The organism is Methylocystis iwaonis, assembly GCF_027925385.1.
Taxonomy (GTDB): domain Bacteria; phylum Pseudomonadota; class Alphaproteobacteria; order Rhizobiales; family Beijerinckiaceae; genus Methylocystis; species Methylocystis iwaonis.
In genome coordinates this window covers 149,983-171,063 of sequence record NZ_AP027144.1, presented here as the reverse complement: position 1 = coordinate 171,063, position 21,081 = coordinate 149,983, and the positions used below count along the sequence as shown (strand labels likewise).

General features: G+C 61.8%; 18 protein-coding genes and 2 pseudogenes. 16 read left to right on the top strand and 4 right to left on the bottom strand.

Annotated features, from left to right (window positions below):
* Nucleotides 1-126: 126 nt before the first annotated feature.
* Nucleotides 127-903 (top strand): IS6 family transposase, encoded by a 777-nt coding sequence (locus QMG84_RS19950; RefSeq protein WP_413661935.1) that lies wholly within the window; start codon nt 127-129, stop codon nt 901-903.
* Here QMG84_RS19950 and QMG84_RS19945 read toward each other — a convergent pair.
* The gene (locus tag QMG84_RS19945; RefSeq protein WP_281932570.1) at nt 886-2,283 is read right to left on the bottom strand and encodes an alpha-L-arabinofuranosidase family protein; all 1,398 of its coding nucleotides are present in this window, start codon (nt 2,281-2,283) and stop codon (nt 886-888) included. The genes QMG84_RS19950 and QMG84_RS19945 overlap by 18 nt on opposite strands.
* Before the next feature lie 148 nt (nt 2,284-2,431).
* On the opposite strand from QMG84_RS19945, the gene QMG84_RS19940 reads away from it, so the two are divergent.
* The 4 genes from QMG84_RS19940 to QMG84_RS19930 all read left to right on the top strand — a co-directional run bounded on the left by QMG84_RS19940 (nt 2,432) and on the right by QMG84_RS19930 (nt 4,314).
* Nucleotides 2,432-3,126, top strand: a protein-coding gene (locus QMG84_RS19940; RefSeq protein WP_281932569.1) for an IS6 family transposase whose coding sequence is annotated in 2 segments (ribosomal slippage) — nt 2,432-2,525 and nt 2,525-3,126 — 696 coding nt in all. Because the reading frame shifts where the segments join, the coding sequence is not laid out codon by codon here.
* 33 nt (nt 3,127-3,159) lie between these two features.
* Nucleotides 3,160-3,591: a response regulator gene (locus QMG84_RS21515; RefSeq protein WP_350356530.1), complete on the top strand. Its 432-nt coding sequence runs from the start codon at nt 3,160-3,162 to the stop codon at nt 3,589-3,591.
* The gene (locus tag QMG84_RS19935; RefSeq protein WP_281932568.1) at nt 3,551-3,766 is read left to right on the top strand and encodes a CsbD family protein; all 216 of its coding nucleotides are present in this window, start codon (nt 3,551-3,553) and stop codon (nt 3,764-3,766) included. The genes QMG84_RS21515 and QMG84_RS19935 overlap by 41 nt, the downstream gene beginning before the upstream one ends.
* A 242-nt stretch (nt 3,767-4,008) precedes the next feature.
* The gene (locus QMG84_RS19930) at nt 4,009-4,314 is read left to right on the top strand and encodes a hypothetical protein (RefSeq protein WP_281932567.1); all 306 of its coding nucleotides are present in this window, start codon (nt 4,009-4,011) and stop codon (nt 4,312-4,314) included.
* Nucleotides 4,315-4,945: 631 nt separating this feature from the next.
* Here the strand turns inward: QMG84_RS19930 and QMG84_RS19925 are convergent.
* Nucleotides 4,946-5,131 (bottom strand): annotated as a pseudogene (locus tag QMG84_RS19925) (DDE-type integrase/transposase/recombinase); the annotation flags it as partial.
* 564 nt (nt 5,132-5,695) lie between these two features.
* Here QMG84_RS19925 and QMG84_RS19920 point away from each other — a divergent pair.
* Nucleotides 5,696-7,483 (top strand): thiamine pyrophosphate-requiring protein, encoded by a 1,788-nt coding sequence (locus QMG84_RS19920; RefSeq protein ID WP_281932566.1) that lies wholly within the window; start codon nt 5,696-5,698, stop codon nt 7,481-7,483.
* A gap of 480 nt (nt 7,484-7,963) precedes the next feature.
* On the opposite strand, the gene QMG84_RS19915 is transcribed toward QMG84_RS19920, so the two are convergent.
* Complete coding sequence (locus QMG84_RS19915; RefSeq protein ID WP_281932564.1) at nt 7,964-8,197, bottom strand: hypothetical protein; 234 nt, start codon at nt 8,195-8,197, stop codon at nt 7,964-7,966.
* A gap of 476 nt (nt 8,198-8,673) precedes the next feature.
* On the opposite strand from QMG84_RS19915, the gene QMG84_RS19910 reads away from it, so the two are divergent.
* The 5 genes and pseudogenes from QMG84_RS19910 to repC all read left to right on the top strand — a co-directional run bounded on the left by QMG84_RS19910 (nt 8,674) and on the right by repC (nt 15,238).
* On the top strand, nt 8,674-9,852 hold the full coding sequence (locus QMG84_RS19910; RefSeq protein ID WP_281932563.1) for a Fic family protein: 1,179 nt from the start codon (nt 8,674-8,676) through the stop codon (nt 9,850-9,852).
* A 379-nt stretch (nt 9,853-10,231) separates the two neighbouring features.
* Nucleotides 10,232-11,171, top strand: a pseudogene (locus tag QMG84_RS19905) (DUF2493 domain-containing protein).
* Between the two features lie 257 nt (nt 11,172-11,428).
* A complete protein-coding gene (gene repA, locus QMG84_RS19900) occupies nt 11,429-12,613 on the top strand; it encodes a plasmid partitioning protein RepA (protein ID WP_281932561.1) in 1,185 nt (394 codons plus the stop codon).
* The gene (gene repB / locus QMG84_RS19895; protein WP_281932559.1) at nt 12,610-13,629 is read left to right on the top strand and encodes a plasmid partitioning protein RepB; all 1,020 of its coding nucleotides are present in this window, start codon (nt 12,610-12,612) and stop codon (nt 13,627-13,629) included. The genes repA and repB overlap by 4 nt, the downstream gene beginning before the upstream one ends.
* 247 nt (nt 13,630-13,876) lie before the next feature.
* Nucleotides 13,877-15,238, top strand: coding sequence for a plasmid replication protein RepC (repC, locus tag QMG84_RS19890; RefSeq protein ID WP_281932556.1), 1,362 nt, complete (start codon nt 13,877-13,879; stop codon nt 15,236-15,238).
* Nucleotides 15,239-15,467: 229 nt separating this feature from the next.
* Here repC and QMG84_RS19885 read toward each other — a convergent pair whose 3' ends face one another.
* Nucleotides 15,468-16,559 (bottom strand): tyrosine-type recombinase/integrase, encoded by a 1,092-nt coding sequence (locus QMG84_RS19885; RefSeq protein WP_281932555.1) that lies wholly within the window; start codon nt 16,557-16,559, stop codon nt 15,468-15,470.
* 493 nt (nt 16,560-17,052) lie between these two features.
* On the opposite strand from QMG84_RS19885, the gene QMG84_RS19880 reads away from it, so the two are divergent.
* From QMG84_RS19880 to QMG84_RS19860, 5 genes are all read left to right on the top strand, one after another.
* Nucleotides 17,053-17,844, top strand: coding sequence for a DUF1403 family protein (locus QMG84_RS19880; protein ID WP_281932553.1), 792 nt, complete (start codon nt 17,053-17,055; stop codon nt 17,842-17,844).
* A gap of 79 nt (nt 17,845-17,923) precedes the next feature.
* Nucleotides 17,924-18,637 carry an SMC-Scp complex subunit ScpB gene (gene scpB / locus QMG84_RS19875; protein WP_281932551.1) on the top strand — a complete coding sequence of 238 codons (714 nt, stop codon included), beginning with the start codon at nt 17,924-17,926 and terminating at the stop codon, nt 18,635-18,637.
* Between the two features lie 319 nt (nt 18,638-18,956).
* The gene (locus QMG84_RS19870) at nt 18,957-19,406 is read left to right on the top strand and encodes a hypothetical protein (RefSeq protein ID WP_281932549.1); all 450 of its coding nucleotides are present in this window, start codon (nt 18,957-18,959) and stop codon (nt 19,404-19,406) included.
* 84 nt (nt 19,407-19,490) lie between these two features.
* Nucleotides 19,491-19,991, top strand: coding sequence for an RNA polymerase sigma factor (locus QMG84_RS19865; protein WP_281932547.1), 501 nt, complete (start codon nt 19,491-19,493; stop codon nt 19,989-19,991).
* Between the two features lie 91 nt (nt 19,992-20,082).
* A complete protein-coding gene (locus QMG84_RS19860; protein WP_281932545.1) occupies nt 20,083-21,027 on the top strand; it encodes a FecR family protein in 945 nt (314 codons plus the stop codon).
* The last annotated feature ends 54 nt before the right edge of the window (nt 21,028-21,081 follow it).

The window sequence follows — 21,081 nt, the reverse complement described above, 5'->3', positions numbered from 1 at the left end:
CTATGCGCCCCTGTGAACAGGATCTAGTAGCACATTTAAATTGAGAAATCCGCGCTGTCGCCGGCTCTGGTGCGAAGGGAGTGAACGGGGCATAGTCGGCAGGGTTAGCTGGGCCGGGTGATTTTGATGCTGAGCGTCGACGAGCTTTTCAAGGGCCGCCATTTCGAGCGCGAGATCATCATTCTCTGCGTGCGCTGGTATCTGCGATACAAGCTCAGTTTCCGAGATCTCATGGAAATGATGGCCGAACGTAGCTTGTCGCTTGCTCATACGACCATCATGCGCTGGGTTCAGCGCTATGTCCCCGAGTTCGAAAAGCGCTGGAACCGCTTCGCGCGCCCGGCCGGCGGCTCCTGGCGCGTCGACGAGACCTACGTCAAGATCAAGGGCCGTTGGACCTATCTCTACCGCGCCGTCGACAAAGCGGGAAAGACCGTGGATTTTTTGCTGCGCGCCAAGCGAGCCGTCGCCGCCGCCAAAGCGTTTTTCCGTCGCGCCTTCGCGAAGCACGGACGCTTGCCGCAGAAAATCACGCTCGACGCATATCAGGCGTCGCATCGCGCGGCGCGTGAACTACTGGCGCAGCGTCAAGGCGGCCAGCGCATGCGTATTCGATCTTCCAAATATCTGAACAATCTCATTGAACAGGATCACCACTCCGTCAAGCTGCGTTTGAGCCCGATGCTCGGGTTCAAGCGCTTCAGACACGCCGCGATCACCATCGCGGGCGTCGAACTCATGCATCGCATCAGGAAAGGTCAATTCAAATTGGAACCGCGGGAAAAGCCTCGCCGGAAATCTGGAGCGCGGTGCTCGCTGCCTGATCCCAACGCTATGACGCATCCTACATCGCATGGCCGTTTCCACAATTTGCACCAGAGCCCGTTAGCCCGCCGCCGATAGCTCCAACTCGACGGCTGAAACCGAGCCTGCGGAGAATCGCCAGGACGCCGCCTTCAACTCCGTCTCCCGCGGGCAGAACACGTCCGGCTGATCCTGATTGACATAGCTCCTGAGGTTCTCCGGCGCGATCTCGATCACGCGGCCGCTCTTCATTCCCGGGAAGCTCGCCTCCACCGCCCGGTTGTATTGGACGTTAACGACATGCAGGAACAGCTTGTCGCCCGCGCGGCTCGCCGCGATGTCCAGCCCCGCCGGCGCGGACGTCACCGCCACTCCGTGCGTGCCATTGTGCTTGCGGAACAGCCGCGCGATCGACCCGGCTGGCATCAAATAGCTCCTGCCGCGCGGCGTCGGCGTCATCACCGCCGTGGTCGTCCAGCGATTGCCTTGCAGGTCGGCCGCGGTGGCGATGCGGATGCGCTCGCCGTGACGCTGATAAATATTCATCGACCGCGCGTGGTACGCCGCCGAGAGCCACTCATAGAGGATCGGGTTCGTGTTGTGCGGGCTCAGGCTGAGGTGCCCCTCTGTGATCGCGATCGGCTTCTTCGTCGCCTGCTCGATCTCGACCACGCGCCGCTCCACCGCATCGGATAGCTCCACGAGCTCTTCCCACGCGCGCGCCGGGTCCTGCTCATAGCGGAGCCCCTTGAGCACCGTATCCGGCCGCGTCGGGCTCTGCCCCATCATGTGGATGGCGGCGAAGTCGAGGAGCTCGCCCGCCTGCTTCTCCATGTCCGTCGCCCAGAGCTTTCCGTCACGGCCCCGGTCGCCCCACCCGATGAGCTTGATCGACGAATCGACCTGCCGCATCGCCCTGGCGAACTCGATTGTGTGTGCGATCGCCTCCTCTCTGGTGAAGCACCCCGTTCCGTACGAAGTCTCGTTGCCGATCTGCCAGAGTTTCAGCTTCGAGTACCGCACCCACTCCGCCGCCTCTTTAGCGCCGCCGGTGCGCGCGGCATAGCGCTTCTCCCCGTCGCTGAGGAAGTTCACGCAGAAGAACGGCTCCGCGTTGACGCGGCGGCAGAGATCGACAAACTCGTCCGTGCCGATGCGGTTCCTCTCCCACCCGCCCCAGACATAGTTGCGCATTGGCGGTCGCTTGGTAGCCGGGCCGATCCCTTCGCGCCACTTATAGTAACGGCTGAAGAGCCCCCCGAAGCGGATGGCGCCGGGAGCGAGATCGCGCATAGCTTCGACGAAATCCTCGCGCCAGTCATCGGCATCATAGTCCCAACAGGCTTCGACCGAGCCATCAGTAGCGCCAAGTGGCTCCATGAATTGCATGTAGAGCCACGGCGAGATCTCGAACAGCGGCTTGGGATCGACGACGATCGCGTTGGCGTCGGCGGCGGTGAATTCGCGGCGGGAAAGCATCTTCCATGATAGTGCGCGATCACGGACTTGGTCCACCCGCCGAAGCGCTCGCGAGACAAGGCCTATATGCTCGGTCAGCTTTGTCGCAATTTTTTCGCAGGTCGGTATGGGCTATGCTCGCCGGGCGTGGGGCAGGCGGAATAGTGCGATGATCGATTTCAAGGGGAGCCATTTTGAACGCGAGGTGATCCTGTGGGGCGTCCGTTGGTATGTGGCGTATCCGCTGAGCTATCGTCAACTCGAGAAATGATGGAAGAGCGAGGCGTCGAAGTCGACCATTCCACGCTCAACCGCTGGGCCGTCAAATATGCGCCTATGCTGGAGAAACAGTTTCGAGCATGCAAGCGTGGGGTCGGGTCGAGCTGGTGTCTCGATGAGACCTATGTGAAAGTCAAAGGCTGCTGGAAATATCTCTATCGGGCGGTGGACCAGGCCGGCACGACAGTCGATTTCTTGTTGACGGCCAAGAGGGACTGCAAAGCCGCGTTGCGCTTTTTGCGCAAGGTGATCGGCCAGCACGATGCGCCGGAGAAGATCACGTTCGACAAGAGCGGCGCCAACACCGCGGCGATCGAAAGCTACAGTGCGGAGCATGAAACGGCGATTGAAATCCGCCGCATCAAATACCTCAATAATATTGTCGAACAGGACCATCCAGCGGTGAAGCGAGTGACGCGACCGATGTTGGGTTTCAAATCATTTCGATCGGCTGCTGCGACACTTTCTGGGATTGAGCTCATGCATATGATCCGAAAGGGACAGTCGCGGGCCAGGGGAATATTGCGTCCAGCACAGCAGTTCTGCGCCTTGGCCGCGCGAGCCCACGTCATCCTCATTCCATAAACAAAATTTGCGACAAAGCCCCAGAAAGTCATCATGGACCTCGGGTTGCCAGGAATGAACGGTTACGAGCTGGCGCGCGAAATCCGGAAGCTTCCTAACGGCCCGAATCTCGTTCTGATCGCCCTCAGTGACTGGGGTCAAGAAGAGGTCCGTCGACGAGCGTTGAAGGCTGGGTTCAATCTAGGCGCAAGGCAAAGACCCCAACGTGCTGCTGCTCGGCTTCCTAGGCATAGAGCGCTTCGTGCAAAACGGATACGGAACAATTTGCTTCTCAAATGCTTAAAGGTGGGACAGCGACGTGCAAGTCGGCGACTTCGAGGCTTGAGCCTTCCACTTCCGAAGAAAATCCCGGACTCGAAACTCGTTGAGTGTCACCGTGCGAGTGGTTCTTTCCCTCTCGTTTGCATACGACTCAGGAGCTCACATGAACAGTATGACCGAGAAGTCCAAGGGCGTGGCCAATGAGGCGATTGGCAATGTGAAGCAGGAGGCGGGCAAGCTCGTCGGATCCGACAAGTTGGAAGCGGAAGGTGTGGCGCAAGAAGCGAAGGGCGCTGTGCAGAAGGGGATTGGCGAGGCTAAGGCAGCCGTTGAGGCTGGAGCCGACAAGGTTGCCGATGCGATCAAAAAGAACCGTTAACTCATACGGAATGTCGGCGGGCGATGCGTCGCTCGTTTACTGATCCTTTGCGCACGGCGTCCTTTAGAGAAATTCGAAGCAGCTAATCAGGAAACCCGAACGGATCACTCATGACAACGATAATGCACGATTCTCTGAATCGGAGGTTTAAAATGCAGAAGAATGTGAAATCTGCCCTGGCTGCCGCTTTGTGCGGGGCGACCGCGCTGGCTGTCTTACCAACTGAAGTTTTGGCTGGACCCATGACCGCGGCGCCCCCAGGGAGCCTGGGAATAACCACGCCGGTCGAAAGAGCATACTATCGGGGCAATCGCCGCGGTTATTATCCAGGTTACGGCGGCTATTATCAGCGAGGCTATGGATATAGCCCCGGGGCGGCCGTCGCTGGCGCCGCAGCTGGTCTTCTCGGCGCCGGGATCGCGGGCGCCTCGGGCTACGGCAGCGGCTATCCTAGCTACGGCGCTGGGGGCTTTGGCTCTGGCGCCCCGTATGGCGGCGGGCCGTGCTATCAGTGGGACTCCATCGCCGGCTGGGTGTGGCGCTGCTGATAAAAACGACCGCTTGGCCCAGCGCTGTAATTGCACGTGGGTGCGGCCACCGGGCTACGTCAGTTAGAGGCCCGGATAATGTAACCGCATACTTCGCGTGAAATTCAGGTGGCGCGACGTTCTCGCGCCGCGGCGATCGAACGGAACCGGGTCAAGGGAAACCAACCAATGGCAACCAGTACAGGCACGAACGAGTCCGACGTGCTGAGAATCCGATCAACGAAGCGGGCTCAATTGTAGCAGAGCGTGCCGGTGATGCAGCCGAGCAAATCGGCAAAGGTACGAAAGCCGCGATGCAGACCGCTAACGCGGCTGTCACATCGGCCAAAGAAATTGGCGGGTAGGCAGTCGATCAGGCGACAAACGTGGCCGGCAATATCCGTCAAGCCGTGGAAACGTCCGCGCGCGAGAACCCCTTAATGACAATTCTTGTGGCGGTGGGCGCCGGCTTCGTATTCGGGGTGCTGTGGCGCTCCGGGGGATCAAAAGACTAAAGCTGGTGTTTGGCGGTAAAGTTAGCGACGGCAGCGCTTCGAAGACTAGTCTGCTCCCGCGTCGCGTATCCGGATGTCGTTCAACTTCTTGCAGCCACCCCTACCTCTTCATAAGGAAGGAGCCCTGCGGGGCGGTGACTGCGAACGGCGGAAAAGGTTTCGACGGATCTCTGGAGTCCGCTCCGTGAACGAAAACCTTGCATCGCCCGCTCGCGTTTTCGGATGGGAACATGCGAGGTTTCCGCGCGATTGTTGAGGCCCTTGTGTTGGCGATGCTCTACTTTCGGCATGACCTTGCGCCGGGCGGCGCCGTAGGAGCTGAGTCGCTCATTCGAGACCGTATCGCCCGGAATTACCTACGTTGGAGTTAGCCTGACATCGCGTATTCTCAAGCCAAGATGGCTCCCGACAGCTCTGGTGTAAAATTCCACGCATAGACACAAAGTGGTATCTGGGCGGTTCAATTTAATCAGGCAGCAAGCAGCCGGTCCAAATCTCGGACCCAGTCTTGCCTGCTACTCGAAGCTAATACGAACTGACGTTTCCGAATTTGATGAATGAGCTCGATACCAGTCGCCGCCCGTGAGGCAGCGCTGGCTAAACTCCATGAGGCGCAAAACACAAGTCTTTGCCGATGGGGCGTTTGCAAGGTCGTTCGAGTGGGAGATCGCGAGCGTCGCAGCGTGTCTTTTTCTTTGCGTTCCGTTGTTGGCCTGCTGACATTCGGACCTCATGGTTCCGCATCGTCCGGGACAGGCTTGCAACTTTGCGGGCGGCGGGGCGCCAAAGCCAATGACTGACGGCCTTCGCAGTTGGAACGAGGGGCTATCCCGCCTGTTATTTCAGTAAAGTGGTCGCGCTTATCCCCGCCTGTCGAGAGCTTCACCATGAGCAGTACCGTCGGCGATTTCTTTGTGCACCGGCTCTATGAATGGGGCGTCCGCCGCATCTTCGGATATCCGGGCGACGGCATCAATGGCGTGCTCGGAGCCTTGCAGCGAGCGACGGAGAAGATTGAATTCGTTCAGGTGCGTCATGAAGAAATGGCCGCCTTCATGGCTTCAGCCCACGCGAAATTCACGGGCGAGATCGGCGTATGCCTCTCGACCGGCGGCCCAGGCGCCTCTCACCTCATCACTGGACTCTACGACGCCAAATGCGATCACATGCCGGTCCTCGCCATCACAGGCCAGGCACCGCGTGCATCGAGAGGAGCGCATTATCAGCAGGAACTCAATCTCGATCGCATGTTCTCCGATGTCGCGGCCTTTGTGCAAGAGGCGGAGACGCCCTCGCAAGTGCGGATGCTCACCGACCGCGCGGTCCGGATAGCAAAGGCGCAAAACGCCGTTTCCGTCATCGTCCTGCCGGGCGATTTGCAGGATCTCGAATATGACGAGCCCCCCCGCAAACATGGCGCCGTGCAAACGGGTGTGGGCTATTCGCGTCCGCTGGTGGTTCCCTGTTCTCAGGATATCCGTCGTGCCGCTGACGTGCTGAACGCCGGGCGAAAGGTGGCGATTCTGATCGGCGCCGGCGCTCTTGGCGCCAGAGAAGAAGTCATCGCCGTCGCGGAGAAGCTGAAAGCAGGCGTCGCCAAGGCCCTTCTAGGCAAGGCGGCGGCGCCTGACACGCTGCCATGGGTCACGGGCTCCATCGGGCTTCTCGGCACCAAGCCGAGCTATGACATGATGATGGCGTGCGACACGCTTTTAATGATCGGTTCGGGCTTCCCTTATTCGGAGTTCCTCCCGCTGGACGGACAGGCGCGTGGCGTTCAGATTGACATAGACGCATCCATGCTCAGCATGCGCTATCCCATGGAGGTAAATCTTCAAGGAGACGCCGCCGTCACATTGCGCGAACTGCTGCTTCGCCTCGACGAAAAGACCGATGCGAGCTGGCGCGACTGGATCGAGCGCAAAGTCAGCGACTGGTGGGAGTTGCTCGAAGACCGCGCGTTGGCTCCGGCCAATCCGGTCAATCCGCAGAAGGTTGCGTGGGAGCTTTCGCCCCGCCTGCCGGAGGACGCGATCATTACCTGCGACTCCGGCTCCTGCGCCAACTGGTATGCGCGCGATCTCAGGATTAGGGGCGAAATGATGTGCTCGCTTTCAGGCGGCCTCGCCTCCATGGGCGCCGCCGTGCCTTACGCCATCGCCGCGAAATTCGCCCATCCCGGACGGCCGGTGATCGCGCTCGTGGGCGACGGCGCCATGCAGATGAATAATATGGCCGAACTGATCACGGTTTCGAAATATTGGCGCGACTGGGAGAGCCCGAAATGGGTCTGTTGCGTCTTCAACAATGAAGACCTTAATCAAGTTACCTGGGAGCAGCGCATCATGGAGGGAAATCCTAAATACGAGGCGACGCAGAGCATTCCGGACGTTCCCTATCACCGCTTCGCCGAGCTGATCGGTTTGAAGGGCATTTTCGTCGACGATCCTTCGCGTGTTGCGAGCGCCTGGGAGGAAGCGCTGGCCTCGGATCGGCCCGTTGTGCTCGAAGTGAAGACGGACCCCGAGGTACCGCCGCTGCCCGCGCATATCTCTTTCGAGCAGGCGCGCAATTTCGCGACCACGCTCTTTAAGGGTGACCCCAAGGAGGGCGCGCTCATCGTCGGCGCGGCGCGACAGGTCTTCGCGAGCATTCTGCCGAGCGAGAGAGAATGAGAACGAAGCCGTTCCCGTGCCTGCTCGGCACCCTTGTGTTTGTGCGCTGTTGACGCATATGCCTGCAGCGGCGCGAGACAGATGCCAGAGGTAACGGGAAAGCCTGTCTCGCGCGGAGTCCCTTCCGGACGCGCGCGCGCTCTATGGTTTCTACTCGGGGGACCGCTAAATTACCCGGGTTGTCATGAACGCTAAACGGCCCGCGTCTTTGAGCGTGCCGTTTTTGCAATGCGCCCCCTGAGCGGGGTTTCCCTAAAGGCCTTTGAAGCCGATTAAGGGAAACAGTGGCAGGTCGGGCCCGGAGAGTTCCGTGGCTCTGGCGCTAGCCGCTTCTCGGCGCGATCCAAGCGCCATTTCATCCTCGTCTGATACGCAAAGGCGATGGGCCTAGCGTAACTCCGACATCACTGGCTTTTACCCAAGGGCCTCACAGCTGGGAACTTTGAATTCGTTCTTGGCAACCAGGCCCGCCGCCTTGGGCTAACTCTCAACGCCTCTCTTTTTCAAGATATCCTTTAACACCACCATCGTGCGCTCTACGACTGCGCTTTCGACCTTGAAAAAGCCGGCCTCCTCGCGTTCCATTTCGTCGGCTGGCTCCGTCTCGCAGAGTGGTTGTCGAATATCGGAAAGTCTTTCCGCCAGCAGCTGCAAAACCCGTAAAAGCTCAGCCGCATCCGTCTGACTTAGACTCAGCGTCACTTCATTTGCCATCGTACTCTCCGCGCCTTCCCTTAAAATGGAGCGCGTAAGAGATATTTTCAGAGGCCCTTTCATCAGAAGGCGCTTTTAACCAGCGTCAACAGAGATGACGTGAAGAGCTTTTTGCTTAAGTTCGACCCAGCGCTCGTGAGAGATTTCGTAATGCGTCAATCACAATCACAATCACAATCGCAGGCGTCGAGCTCATGCATCGGACTCGTAAATGTCAGTTCGCGTTGGGTAAGCTCCGAGTAGCAGGCAAGACGGTGCCGGAAATTTGGACCGCCGTGCTTGCCGCCTGATTAAATGGAACGACCAAACACCACTTCGTCTCTTTCATGGAATTTTGCACCAGAGCCGGACAACCTCGGCGAAGGCTGGAGAAACTGAGCGGCGAGGCGCCAAAGTAAGGAGCGTTAAATATGGCGGCTCTTTATTTAATCGAAATGGTATTTGCTTAAATAACGCGACTCGGGCATGTTCCAACTATGAGCGCTCAAGCCCCTGAAATCACCCGCCTCGGCCGCCACGTGGAGACGCCCGTCGGCGGCGAAATAGTACGCGCCTTCGTTCCCCCTCCGTTGCCGCCAAACCCGGAAATCGACCTCCTCCCCTTGCTCGGTCGATTGAGCGCCGCGGAGCGCGCGCTCGGCCGGCTCGACGGCGCCGCGGTCTTGCTGCCGCGGCAGGAGCTCTTTCTCTATATGTATGTCCGTAAGGAGGCGGTGCTTTCGTCGCAAATCGAGGGCACGCAGTCGACCCTCGCCGACCTCCTGCGTTTCGAGACGGAGGCTCAGTCCGGTCAGCTGATCGACGACATTCGAGAAGTCTCGAATTACGTCGACGCGATGATGTACGGTTTGGAGCGACTCAAGGAATTTCCGCTGTCGCTTCGATTGATCCGTGAGCTCCATGCTCGTCTTCTGCAAAGCGGTCGCGGGGAGAAGAAAGATCCCGGCGAATTTCGTCGCTCCCAAAATTGGATCGGGGGCACCCGGCCGGGCAATGCGCTCTTCGTTCCGCCGCCTGTGAGCGAACTCGACGCCTGCCTGGACGCTTTCGAGCGTTTCATCCATGAAACCCAATCGCAGCTGCCGCCGCTGATCAAAGCCGGCCTGCTTCACGTCCAATTCGAGACCATTCATCCGTTCCTCGACGGCAACGGTCGCGTGGGGCGTCTCTTGGTGACGCTCTTTCTTTGCGCCAATGGCGTGTTGCGCAACCCGCTCCTCTATCTCAGCCTTTATCTGAAGACGCATCGCGCGGACTATTACCGGCTCTTGCAGGAGGTCCGCGAGAATGGGGCCTGGGAGGCGTGGCTCGAATTCTTTCTCGACGGCGTCGCTCAGACGGCGAACCAAGCTTTCGAAGCGGCCGTGCGCATCGCCGATCTCTTCGCGAAGGATCGGGAGCGCATTGCGATGGAGAGCGACCGGGCGGGTTCCGCGCTGCGAATTCACGATCTCCTCCAGCAGCATCCATTCGCCACCGCAAACGACCTCGTCATGCGCACGGGGTTGACCGCGCCTACCGTCAATGCCGCGCTGGCCGATCTCGAGCGTCTTGGCGTCGTCGATGAGATAACCGGCCGTCGGCGTGGACGCGTTTTCAGCTACCGCGCTTATCTCGACATTCTGGGCGAAGGGACGGCTCCGCTGCGGGGATGATCGAGCCTTGAGCCAAGTGGGCGCTCAGCGCGAAGCAGTTGTTCTCTGGGCGCGAACGCTTCAACCTACCCTGACCGCGCGATGGCTCGCTGGCGGATGTGCTCTACCCAACGTCTCGGCATGACTTCTTCGAGAGGGCCGCGCGCCGGCCTGAGAGAGCAGCGATGTCGCCACAAACGGCTCGCTTACCGCAACGCTCCCCGCCGACTTCTTTCCCCTGCCCTACGCTAGCGCTTCGGGCATTCCTCGCGACCCAGAGAAGTCGGCGGGGAGCGTTCTTCGCTTTGCTTCGACCCTTCGGGTGCGGCGCGATCCGCCCGTGGCTCCGAATCGCTGTCAGGGCGCGGATCGGCGCGGCCTCAAGCGAAAGAGCCACGCCATGGACGAAGAAGTCGCCTCCCTGCCCTTCGGGACGCTCGCTTCGGATCACGAAGTCCAATCGCCTTGGTCGCACCTTCTCGATGAACTGGCTTTGCATGGCTACCGCCCCCTGGACGACCAGCCTGATCCGCGTCCCCTGCCCTCTTCGGATGCCGCGTCTCTTGCGCTCGAATCCGCCGTCGACGCTCTGTCCGGCCTCCTTCTCGACACCCCGCCTCGAGGCCGATCTACCCACTTCCTGTGATCCTTCGTCAATCTCTTCCATCGCAAGGCCGAGCGCATTGAACGCGAACTCGACGACAATGAAACCGCGCAACGGCCTCGCAGGCCGAACAAGACGGCTCGGAAATCCGGATCGGTCGAACTGGAGCGATTAATCGCGCAAGGGCTGACGCTGGTCGAGCGTCGCAACGCCTTCGAATTCTTCCGCGACCATCTCGCGGAGCTCTACGCGACCGCGATTGGCTCCTCCCGGTGCCCGCGCTCAGGGTCGCAAGCCAATCACCGCGCCCTGTCGGCGGCCGACAGCCGAGATTTCCTGAACGCCAGAAAGCTTGCAGACATGCAGGTGCTACTGCCCCCCGGTCTTCGCATTGTTTTCGCCGGCGGGAGCAGATTGCAACGATCTCGTCGGATCTGGGATGCGCTCGACAAGGTGCGTGCGTAGCACACGGACATCCTCCTTCAAGAAGCCGACCCGAGGGGCGCGGAGCGGATCGCCGCTCGCTGGGCGGACAACCGCAAAGCTCCGCAGGTCGCCTCCAAACTGGAATGGACTCCACAAGAGCGCGGCGCCATTCAAGCGCAACGACGCGATGCTCGAAGCGCTTCCCATCGGGGTTATCGTCTTTCTCGGATCGGGGATCGTCGAGAACCTCACCGACAAGGCGCGGAAGATGTGGGTTCCGGCGTGGAGGTTTGCGAAGGGTGGCGTATGAGCCCCCCGGGCCGAAGGACGATGATAGGCTCTTAGGTTTGGCCGCGCCTTCTTCGCGAGCCGCGCCTGTGTCCTGATCGACCCGCGTATCAATTTTGTTGCCAGCTGGCAACTCAAGAGGCGGGGTAAGACGGTAAGGATCTATTAACCCTTTAAATGTTGCAAGAATCAAAGAATCAGGTTGTCATAGTTACGCACCACACGCGCGATTTGCTATTTCGGCGTAGATATGTTGCCAAAGCGGAGAAACGATCGACCATGGAAGCTACCAAGCCAAAAATGACCTCGGTCATTGCGGGGGACGGCAGCGCATTGTCGCAAGAGCTTAATGAGTTACGCAAAACGTTGTTTCCGCCAGAGTCGAAAAAGGCACTCAGAAGCTTTTCGTCGGGCGAAGCTGCGAAACTGATAGGTGTCGCAGACGGCTATCTGCGCCAACTATCTTTGGGCGGCAAGGGGCCGCAGCCAGATATCGGCCCGGGCGGACGGCGCTCTTATACTCTCGAGCAAATCAACGAATTGCGAAAGCTCTTGGAAGAGGGCGGGAAGGGAAAACGATATCTCCCCCGGAGGGCCAATGGTGAGGGGTGCCAAGTACTTTCGGTCGTTAATTTCAAAGGCGGCTCGGGGAAGACCACAACTGCGGCGCATCTTGCGCAATTCCTTGCATTGAAGGGTTACCGAGTGCTCGCGGTCGATCTCGATCCGCAGGCGTCGCTCACCGCCTTGCACGGCTATCAGCCTGAATTCGACATCGGACCCAATGAGACCTTATACGGCGCAATCCGCTACGATCGAGAAAGAAGACCTCTCGCCCAGGTGGTGCGGTCGACGTATTTTTCAGGGCTCGATCTTGTCCCTGCGAATCTCGAACTCATGGAGTTTGAGCACGATACGCCCAAAGCGCTCGTTGAAGGTGAAAGTGAAACGTTTTTTGGCCGGATCGCGACCGCTTTGGGGGAGGTCGAAGATCGCTATGACGTGATGGTTTTAGACTGTCCTCCTCAGTTGGGATTTTTGACGTTGGGGGCATTGTGTGCCGCCTCATCGATCCTCATCACGGTTCATCCCCAAATGTTGGACGTGATGTCGATGTGCCAGTTTCTATTGATGGCGTCCGACTTGCTATCAGTCGTCCAGGAGGCCGGTGCTGACCTAGACTACGACTTTATCCGCTATGTCGTGACGCGCTTCGAGCCGTCCGATGGTCCGCAAACACAAATGGTGGGATTTATGCGTTCGCTGTTTCGCGAGCGAGTCCTCACCAACACAATGCTGAAATCCACCGCGATTTCGGATGCCGGCCTTTCTAAACAGACGCTTTACGAAGTCGGACGCGAGAACTTTACACGGGCTACGTACGACCGGGCCCTGGAATCGCTGGATGCGGTCAATACGGAAATCGAAAATTTGATGCAACGAGCGTGGAGGCGTGAGCCGTGAGCCGCAAAGACACTCTTCGCACTCTGTTGATGACCAAGGAACGGCGGTTGCCAGATGGCAACTCCGCGAGCTCCCCTGAACCGAGCGTCACAAGCATCGATGACTCCCCGAAGCAATTGGTTCGGTCAGGTGCCGTCGGCGCGATGGGCCGCTCCCTAGGGAAGCTAGCCCATGCTGCCGAGGAAGCCCGAGCGCTTATAGCTGCCGGCGACACGGTAGTAGAGATAGATCCCGCACTTATTGAGTCATCTTTCATAACAGACAGGCTGGGAATGCCGTCTGATGAGCATGCAGCTTTGGTCGCATCGATTCGCGAACACGGCCAGCAAGTTCCGATCTTGGTCCGACCCCACTCCGAGAAGGCAGGCCGATATCAAGTAGCCTACGGCCATCGGCGCGTGCGAGCGGCGGCCGAAATCGGCAAGCCAGTGCGCGCTGTTGTGCGAGAACTCTCTGACTCTGAACTTGTCGTTGCGCAGGGACAGGAGAACTCGGCGCGCCTGGAACTTAGTTATATTGAACGCGCGATGTTCGCTGTGACAATCGAAGATCGTGGGTTCGAGCGTGAAGTCATAATGGCTGCTCTCAGCGTGGAAAAAACGCAACTTTCCCGGCTGATTTCGATAGGCCGCGCGATCCCTTCCGAAGTTGTCCGTTTGATTGGTCCCGCCCCGAGGACCGGGCGCCCTCGCTGGGCATTGTTGGCTGAGAAGCTTGCCTTACAAGACATAAGGCCGCTCCTAATAAAACTCGCCGACGATCAAGCTTTTATGGCGGCTGATAGTGACGCGCGATTCGTATCCTTATTGGCGGCGCTCGATGCAAAACCTCGAGTCATCGCAGAGAAAAAAATCTGGAGCGATCAGGAAGGGCGGCGAATCGCGACGTACCACCGTTCACCCGGCCGCACGACCTTCGTTGTCGATGAAAAAGCCGCCCCCGACTTCGGAGAGTTCCTGCTCAACGAACTGCCGAATATCTACCGCGAATATCAGGAGAGACATGGGGCCGAGTGAAAACAGGATCCCTGTCTTACCCGATGCGTGACCGGTTTCTCGTAAGCGTCTACCCGGTCGAGGGTAATTAGTTCTCTTATCAACCAAGCGAGGTGTTTTCGCAAAAGAAAAAGGCCCCCGAAACGTTCCCGCCCGGAAGCCTCTCTGTAAGTGTAGCAGCTAAAGAGAATCACTTCCGCAAATTTCTGTCAAGGGTCGGCGCCGTTTCGGCGAGCGGATTTCTTTTGCCTGAACGAGGCAAAGGATCATGCGCACATATCCAACGACGCCCTTCGGGCGGCGATCGCTGTCGCTTGCCATGGTGCAGGCGCAGACGGTCACGCGCGATTTCCGAGCGAAGGCCGAGGCATCCGAGACCGTCGTCCATAAATGGCGGCTGTTTCGCGCCCTCACCGAAGCCAAAGCAGCGCTCGGCGTCACCGACCGCGCGCTATCGGTGCTGCATGCGCTCTTGAGTTTCCATCAGGAGACGGCGCTGACTCTCCCTGAGAGCAACTCAAAGGCCGAAGGGAAGGGCGACGATGGGCCGCCCCCCGGCCTTGTGGTGTTCCCCTCCAACAAAGAACTGTCGATCCGCGCCCATGGGATGGCGCCGGCGACTTTGCGCCGACATCTGGCGTCGTTGGTCGAGGCTGGCCTGATCATCCGGCGCGACTCGCCCAACGGCAAACGCTTCGCGCGGCGTGGAGAGGGCGGCGAAATCGACGAGGCCTATGGCTTCGATCTGACGCCGCTTGTCGCGCGCGCGCAAGAGATTGAAAATCTCGCCGAAGAGGTGCGCGCCGAGAACCGCGCCATCGCGTTGCTGCGCGAGAAGATCACGATCGTCCGGCGCGACATTGTCAAAATGATCGAAACGGGGATGGAGGAGGGGGTCGCCGTCCCCGGGATCGATTGGGACGGCGTCCAAATCCGGGATTGGGCTGGGCTCCACAAACGTTATGTGACGCTGTCTAGCCGTTACGCGCGCAATCTCTCGCGCGCCAATCTTGTCATTTTGGCGGGGGATCTTTCTGCGTTTGCGGCGGAAATCCAGAAGGCGCTGGAAATTCACGTGAATGGCCAACAAAAGAGCGCCAATGAGTCTCAAACTGAGCGCCACATACAGAATCAAATCACAAACATTTCTGACCTTGAACCTAGCCTCCAAGAAGGCAGGGCTGAACCGTTGGGGACAAGACCCGGGGAAAGGGACACCGGCCCGACCGGCGTTCCCGAAACCTCGAGCTCAAATCCAAAAGCCGCTTCTTCGACCACGGCGCCGAAAACCTATCCGCTGGGGATGGTGCTGCAAGCCTGTCCGGATATCTTGGATTACGCCAAGGGCGGCGAGATTTCATGTTGGCGCGACTTGGTTTCGACCGCGGCGACCGTCCGCTCGGCGCTCGGCGTCTCGCCAGACGCCTGGTCGCAGGCGCTGAAGGCGTTGGGCGAACATGACGCCTCGATTGTCGTTGCGGCGATCCTGCAGCGCGGCGATGAAATCAAATCGGCCGGCGGCTATTTGCGCGTTCTGACCGCCAAGGCGCGGGCAGGGGAGTTTTCGCTCGGGCCAGTGCTGATGGCGCTGCTGCGCGGCAAGGCGCGCGAGCGGAGAAGGGCGGGGTGATGGTGGATGATTTGCGCCAAGGAGCGCCGCTCGGCAAGGACGTCGCCGCGGCTGACGGCCAAGATAGGCCGGCCGACCCGGCTAAGTTGCGGCTGTCCCGGCGGCCGGTAGGGGCCTGTCCAAGGCCGGTTAGAAGGCTTTCGGCGGATCCGAGCGGGTCGAGCATCCCGTGCGCGGCTGTGCCGGCCGCCATCGGGAAACATTCGACGAGCTGATTGGTCCGCGTCGTTCACAACCCCGCGGCTTTGGTGAGATTGACCCTGAAGCGATCGCGCTTACGTTGGTAGCGCCGGGTCATCTCCGGCGAAGCGTGGCCGAGGTGTTTTTGCACATGCGCTTCCTCGATCCTCGCCGAGGAGGCGAGGCCGGCGCGCAAGGAATGGCCGGAGAAGGCCAGGCGGCGCTCGCCTTCTGGGAGGTCGCCGCGCAGGCCGGCGGCAAGCGCGGTTTTTTGCACGAGGCGCGCGACATGTTTGTCGGTCAGGCGCTCCGGCGCGACGCCGCCATTCTTGCGCGCGACGGGGCGAAACACCGGCCCGTGACTGATCCGCCCGAGCCGTAGCCAGGTCTCCAGCATGGCGACCGGGCAGGTGAGGGGCGAGGAGCCGCGGCCGATCTCGACCTCGCGCCAGCCGGTCTTGCCATTGATCGTGAGCAGCAGGCCGCCTTCGCCGGAGGCTTCTGGAGCGCCCGCCTCGCCGCCGTTCGCGGGGCGGAAAATTTCGATCCAGCCGGTCCCGTCCTCGCTTTGGCCGGCGCCGCAATCGAGTCCGACGATTTCCGAACGGCGCAGGCCGCCGGCGAAGCCAATGGCGAGAATGGCCTTGTCGCGTAGGCCGCGCAGATCGTTGGGGAGCGTCGCCAGCATGGCGAGCAGCTCCTCGGCGAAGATCGCTTCTTTCTGGACCGGCGGGCGGCCGTGGGTCCGGCGAATGCCGGCGAGCACCGTTGCAATATGGCGATCCGAGGCGTCGAGGGGGAGCCCAAGCTGGCGATAGCGCCAGCAGACGCCCGAGAGCCGGCGCTCGAGCGAGGAGACGCTCAACGGATTGCGGCCTGGGGCCGCTTCCATGCAGGCGGCGAGATAGAGCCCGACGGTTTGCGGGTCCGGGGGCAGGGGATCGAGCCCCTGGCGGCGCAGCCAGGAGGCGAAGTGTCGCCAGTCGGCGTCATAGGCGCGCTGGGTGTTTTCCGAGCGCGCGGCGCGGGCGTAGTCGCGGGCTTTTTCCGAGAGCGCGGCGAGATGGGGCGAGGGGGCCTGCTCGGTGAGCGGCGCGCCGCTGGGGTCGTCGGCGTCTGGAGTGTCGTCGTTCTTGGCCATCTCGTCCTCGTTTTAGCGCCCTTTTGGGGCGCTGGGCGTGGTTTCGGGCGGAAAAATCCGACGCCTCGGCGGGCTTTGGAAGGTCGAAAAGCGGGCTTACCGCCCAGAAATCCGCGCCTCTCGATTTGTGTCCGATAAGCGCACATTATCGGACATAGATAGCAGACGACAAGCGCGGCGGTTTTTGTTCGAAATTGCTTGCAGAAGCGCCGCAGTTGGCTAGTCTCGTGAGCGTCGATTCGCCGCGCCGCTCCCATGACCGCCCTTGCGCCATTCGCTCACCGTCTCCGCAAAAAAACCGCCGCCGCCGCAGATGAGGCGGGCCGCGACGCTTTGCCGGCAAACGGCTTTCCGAAATGGGCGCGCGCCCCCCTCCCCGCGCTCGACAGCCTGTCCGACGTCGCGGCCGCCGTCCTCGCCGGCGCCAGCCTCGCGGCGCTCCACGCCGTCGTCACGAGCGGGCAAGGGGGAAGCGCCGCCGTTCCTCGGCGTCTTGCGCGCCCGCCAGGCGCGCGCCGCAGCGGCGCATTGCGCGCAGGCGGCGCGTCTGCGCGAGGATGACGCCGCGCTGCGCGACGCGCTGTTGCTCGCCGCCCCTGGGGCGGCGCTTAGCCCCGCCGGGCGCCTGCACGCGCTGTTTCGCTTGTTCGGAACGCCGCGGTTCAAAGGCGACGCCGGCGATATCCAATTCGCCGGGGAGCTGCTCGGCCTCACCGGCGACACGGCCGGCTATGCCGAGATCATTGGCGCCCATGCCGCCACCACTGGCGACCCGCTGGGGCAAGCGCTCGCCGCGGCGCAGGCGATCGCGCGCTGGGCGGGCGCGGACGGCGCGCGCGCCGAGACCGTCGAGCTCCTGGCGCTCTGGGCGGCCGATCTCGTGCTGGCAAAACGACTCGGCTGGGACCGACCGCTCGCCTTGCTCGCCCCGCGGGTCGGTGAGATGCGCGATGCGACGGGGCGCCGCCTGCGTCCCGGCGATGCAGGATGGCCGAGCGCGGCGCTGCGCGCCTATGCGCGCGCCGCCGCGGACGCGCATTTGGCCGCCGTCGACCTCGCGCGCCGCGCCTCAGCCTTGCTCGCCCTCCTGCCGAAGCTGCGCGCCAAGCGCGCCGGCCGCGTCGTCGCGCTGCTGCTGGCCGACGACGGCGTCACGCCCGCCGCCGCGGCCCGGGCCACCGGCATGTCCGATCGCGCCGCCCGGCGGCTGTTCGACCGGCTCGTTGACCTCGGCGGCGCGCGCGAGCTGACCGGGCGCGAAACTTTTAGGATCTACGGACTGTGATGAGCAAACCACGACGGACGCGCGCGGGCCAGAATCCACAAAGAGTCCGTCTGCCCGCTTTCCTTCCGAGCAAGCACGCATGAGCCGCCGCAGCAGCTCGCCCGCCGCATTCGATCGCGAGCTCGCCGAGCTTCCCGAGGCATTGCGCTGGCGGGAGTGGATGGGGCGCGTCGAGGCGGCGATCTTCGCCTCCCCGACGCCCGTCCCGCGCGAGACGCTCGCGCAGCTCGTCGGCGCCGCTTGCCGGCTCGACGATCTTCTCGCCGACATCGACGCCGAGCTCCGCCCGCGGCCCTATGAGATCGTTCGCGTCGCGGGGGGCTGGCAATTCCGCACGCGGCCGCGCCACGCCGCGGCGCTGCGCGCGCTCGACGGCGCCAAGCATGTCGGGGCGCCGGAATTCACCAGGCTCGAGATGATCGCGCTCTCGGCCATCGCCTATCTGCAGCCGGTCACAAGGGCCGACCTTTCCCGCTTTGCCGGGCGCGAGATCAGCCGCGACGTCATCGGCCGGCTGAAGAGCTGCGGGGTCATCGACGCCGGCCCGCGCGCCCCGGCGCCAGGCGCGCCGATCGCCTGGGTGACGACCAAGCGCTTCCTTGAAATCTTCGCGCTCGATAGCCTGCGCGATCTGCCCGATCTCGAAGCGCTGGAGGCGGGCGGGCTCACGCGCTCCGAGCCGGATGAAGACGTCGATGCGGCGCTCGATGACATGCTGGGGGTGGACATCGGGGCAGAAGCGGACGACGAGCCAGCGGAAAATGAGCTTTACGAACCCGACATCGAGGCTTGAGAAAGCACCTCCCGCTCTTTGAGGGTGTTGTCACTCCGACGCCAGCTTCGACGGTGGATTATCGGAGCGCAAACCCCAGGCTTAGACGCTGCCTTTTGACTTATCTTTTCGAGATCACGGCAGCTCGATGGATAGGGCAGATACCACGTTATCGCCTGAATGGTGCTTTGGAATGCAGCCCTTTGAAATCATCTTGCTAGCGGTGCTCGCCACGACGTTCAGGGGTCATATTCGGGCTCCTCTTGCGAGCGCTTCATGAAGCGCCGCTAGGGTAAGTCGAAAAATCTCGCGACCGACCCGCAGATTCTGCGATGCCCCCTTGACGGCCGAGGTCGCGCCTGTTTCCACTGGCGGCATGGCTTCGTTTTGGGCGCATCACGGCCGGCTGAGGAGCGCGCTCGCCGCGGGCGCCGCGGCTTGGCTGCTGCTCCTCCAGCTCTTCCTTGCCGTTGTGGCGGAGGCGCATGCTTTGCGCATCGGCTCGGCGGATGTCGCCGTCGCGGCGGCGGGACAGGATTGCAGCGCGCCTTCCGGCGATCGCGAGCCGCGGAACCATGCTGACGGCCATGGCCATTGCGTCTTGTGCCGGATCTGCCCGCACCAAGACACGGCCGACGCCGATCCGATTGCGTTTTTTCATTATGTGATCGCCTTCCTCTATCCGGGCGCCTCCGGCGAGCCGGTTTTCTCCCGCAACCGCCTGCCGCCGCCGGAGGGGACCGGCGGGTCGCGCGTCTTTTCGTCCCGTGCGCCGCCGCCGGCCGCCTGATCGAGCTCTCGACTCTATTGATCTCTTCGCTGGTCTCGATATCCGCCTCGAGCAGATGTCGACGACCGCTGCAGGCGGCGGCGTATGTCGGAAAAGAAATCCCATCTCATTCACGAGCTGTTCGTGCGTAACAGACACGCGCTAACGGCTTATCTGGCGCGTCGCGTCGGCTCCGAGGCCGCTCACGACTTGTTGCAGGAGACTTTCGTGCGCGCGCTGCGCCACGACCGGTTCGATGACGTCGCCGATCCGCCGGCCTTTCTCCAGAGGATCGCGTCAAATCTGACGCGCGACTTCGGGCGTCGCCGTAGGACAGAAGCGAAATATCTGAGCTTCGACCGAATCCTCGGCGATCCGCCGAGCTGGGACGCGCCCCAGGACGAGATCGCCGATCGTGACCGGCGGGCGCAACGTCTCGCCGCGGCGATCGAGGCGCTGCCGCCACGCTGCCGCGAGGTCTTCGAGCTCTGCGCCTTCGAGGATATGCCGTTCCCGGATGTCGCGAGGCGGCTCGGCGTCACAGAGCGCATGGTGCGCCAACATATGAGGATAGCCATGCAGCGTTGCTGGGCGGCGATCAGATGACAGATTTACGGTTCGACCTTCCTTTTTTCGCATCCGCGCGTCGTATTGGGCGATGGGTGGAGGTTGTCCGAGAGCGGGGGACGACGTCGGCATGATGAAGAGAATGGACGATGACGCCTCCGACCGTGACGACGGCCATGACGCGGCGATCGAATGGTGGTTGCAGGAAAAGGCCGGCGAAATCGACGGCGAGCGCCGTATTGCCTTTGAGGCCTGGCTCGCAGCCGATCCCGCCCATGCTCAGGCCTATACGGACATTACTGAAATGTTCTCGAAGGCGCAGGGGCTGCGGCGCGCCCGCTATCGGCAGGTACACGGCGTGCGACGGACCTGGCGTGCGGCGGCCGGCGTTGCGCTCGCCGCCTCTCTCGCTTTTTTCGGTTGGCTCGCCGAATTCGCGAACCGTCATCCGGCTGATTATTCGACCGGCGTCGGGGAACGCAGGACGGTGACGCTCACTGATGGCTCGCGTGTCGAGCTCGACTCCCATTCGGCGATCGCCGTGCGCTTCGAGGCGGGATTGCGGCGCGTGACGCTGCTCTCGGGAGAGGCCTGGTTCGAGGTCGCGCCCATCGCCTCGCGTCCCTTTGTCGTGGAGGCGGCGGGCGGCACGGTCACGGCGCTCGGCACTGCCTTCGACGTCGCGCTCCAGAAAAACGGCGCGCGTGTCGCTGTGAGCGAACATGCGGTGGCGGTCGCGAGCGGCGGCGAGCGGCTGATCGTCGAGACGAGACAGGAGACCTCATACGAGGCGGATACGCCGGCGCGGGCGCCCGTGAGCGTCGCCGCCGAGAATGTCGCAGCCTGGCGGCGCGGCGCGCTTGTCGTCGAGGACCGTTCGCTCGGCGAGGCGCTCACGATCCTCGGCCGCTATCGCTATGGATATGTGTTTTGCCTGCGCGCCTCGACCTGCGCGCGACGGGTGAGCGGCGTCTTCTCGACCGCCGAGCCGCTCACGACGCTGCGCGAGATCGAATTTTTCCTCGGCCTGCGCGCGATCCATCTCACGAATTACCTGATTTTTCTAACCGAGTGACGCACCGGACCAAGAGCCGCCCGCATTTCCCGAAATCTTTTTTGTCAACCCACA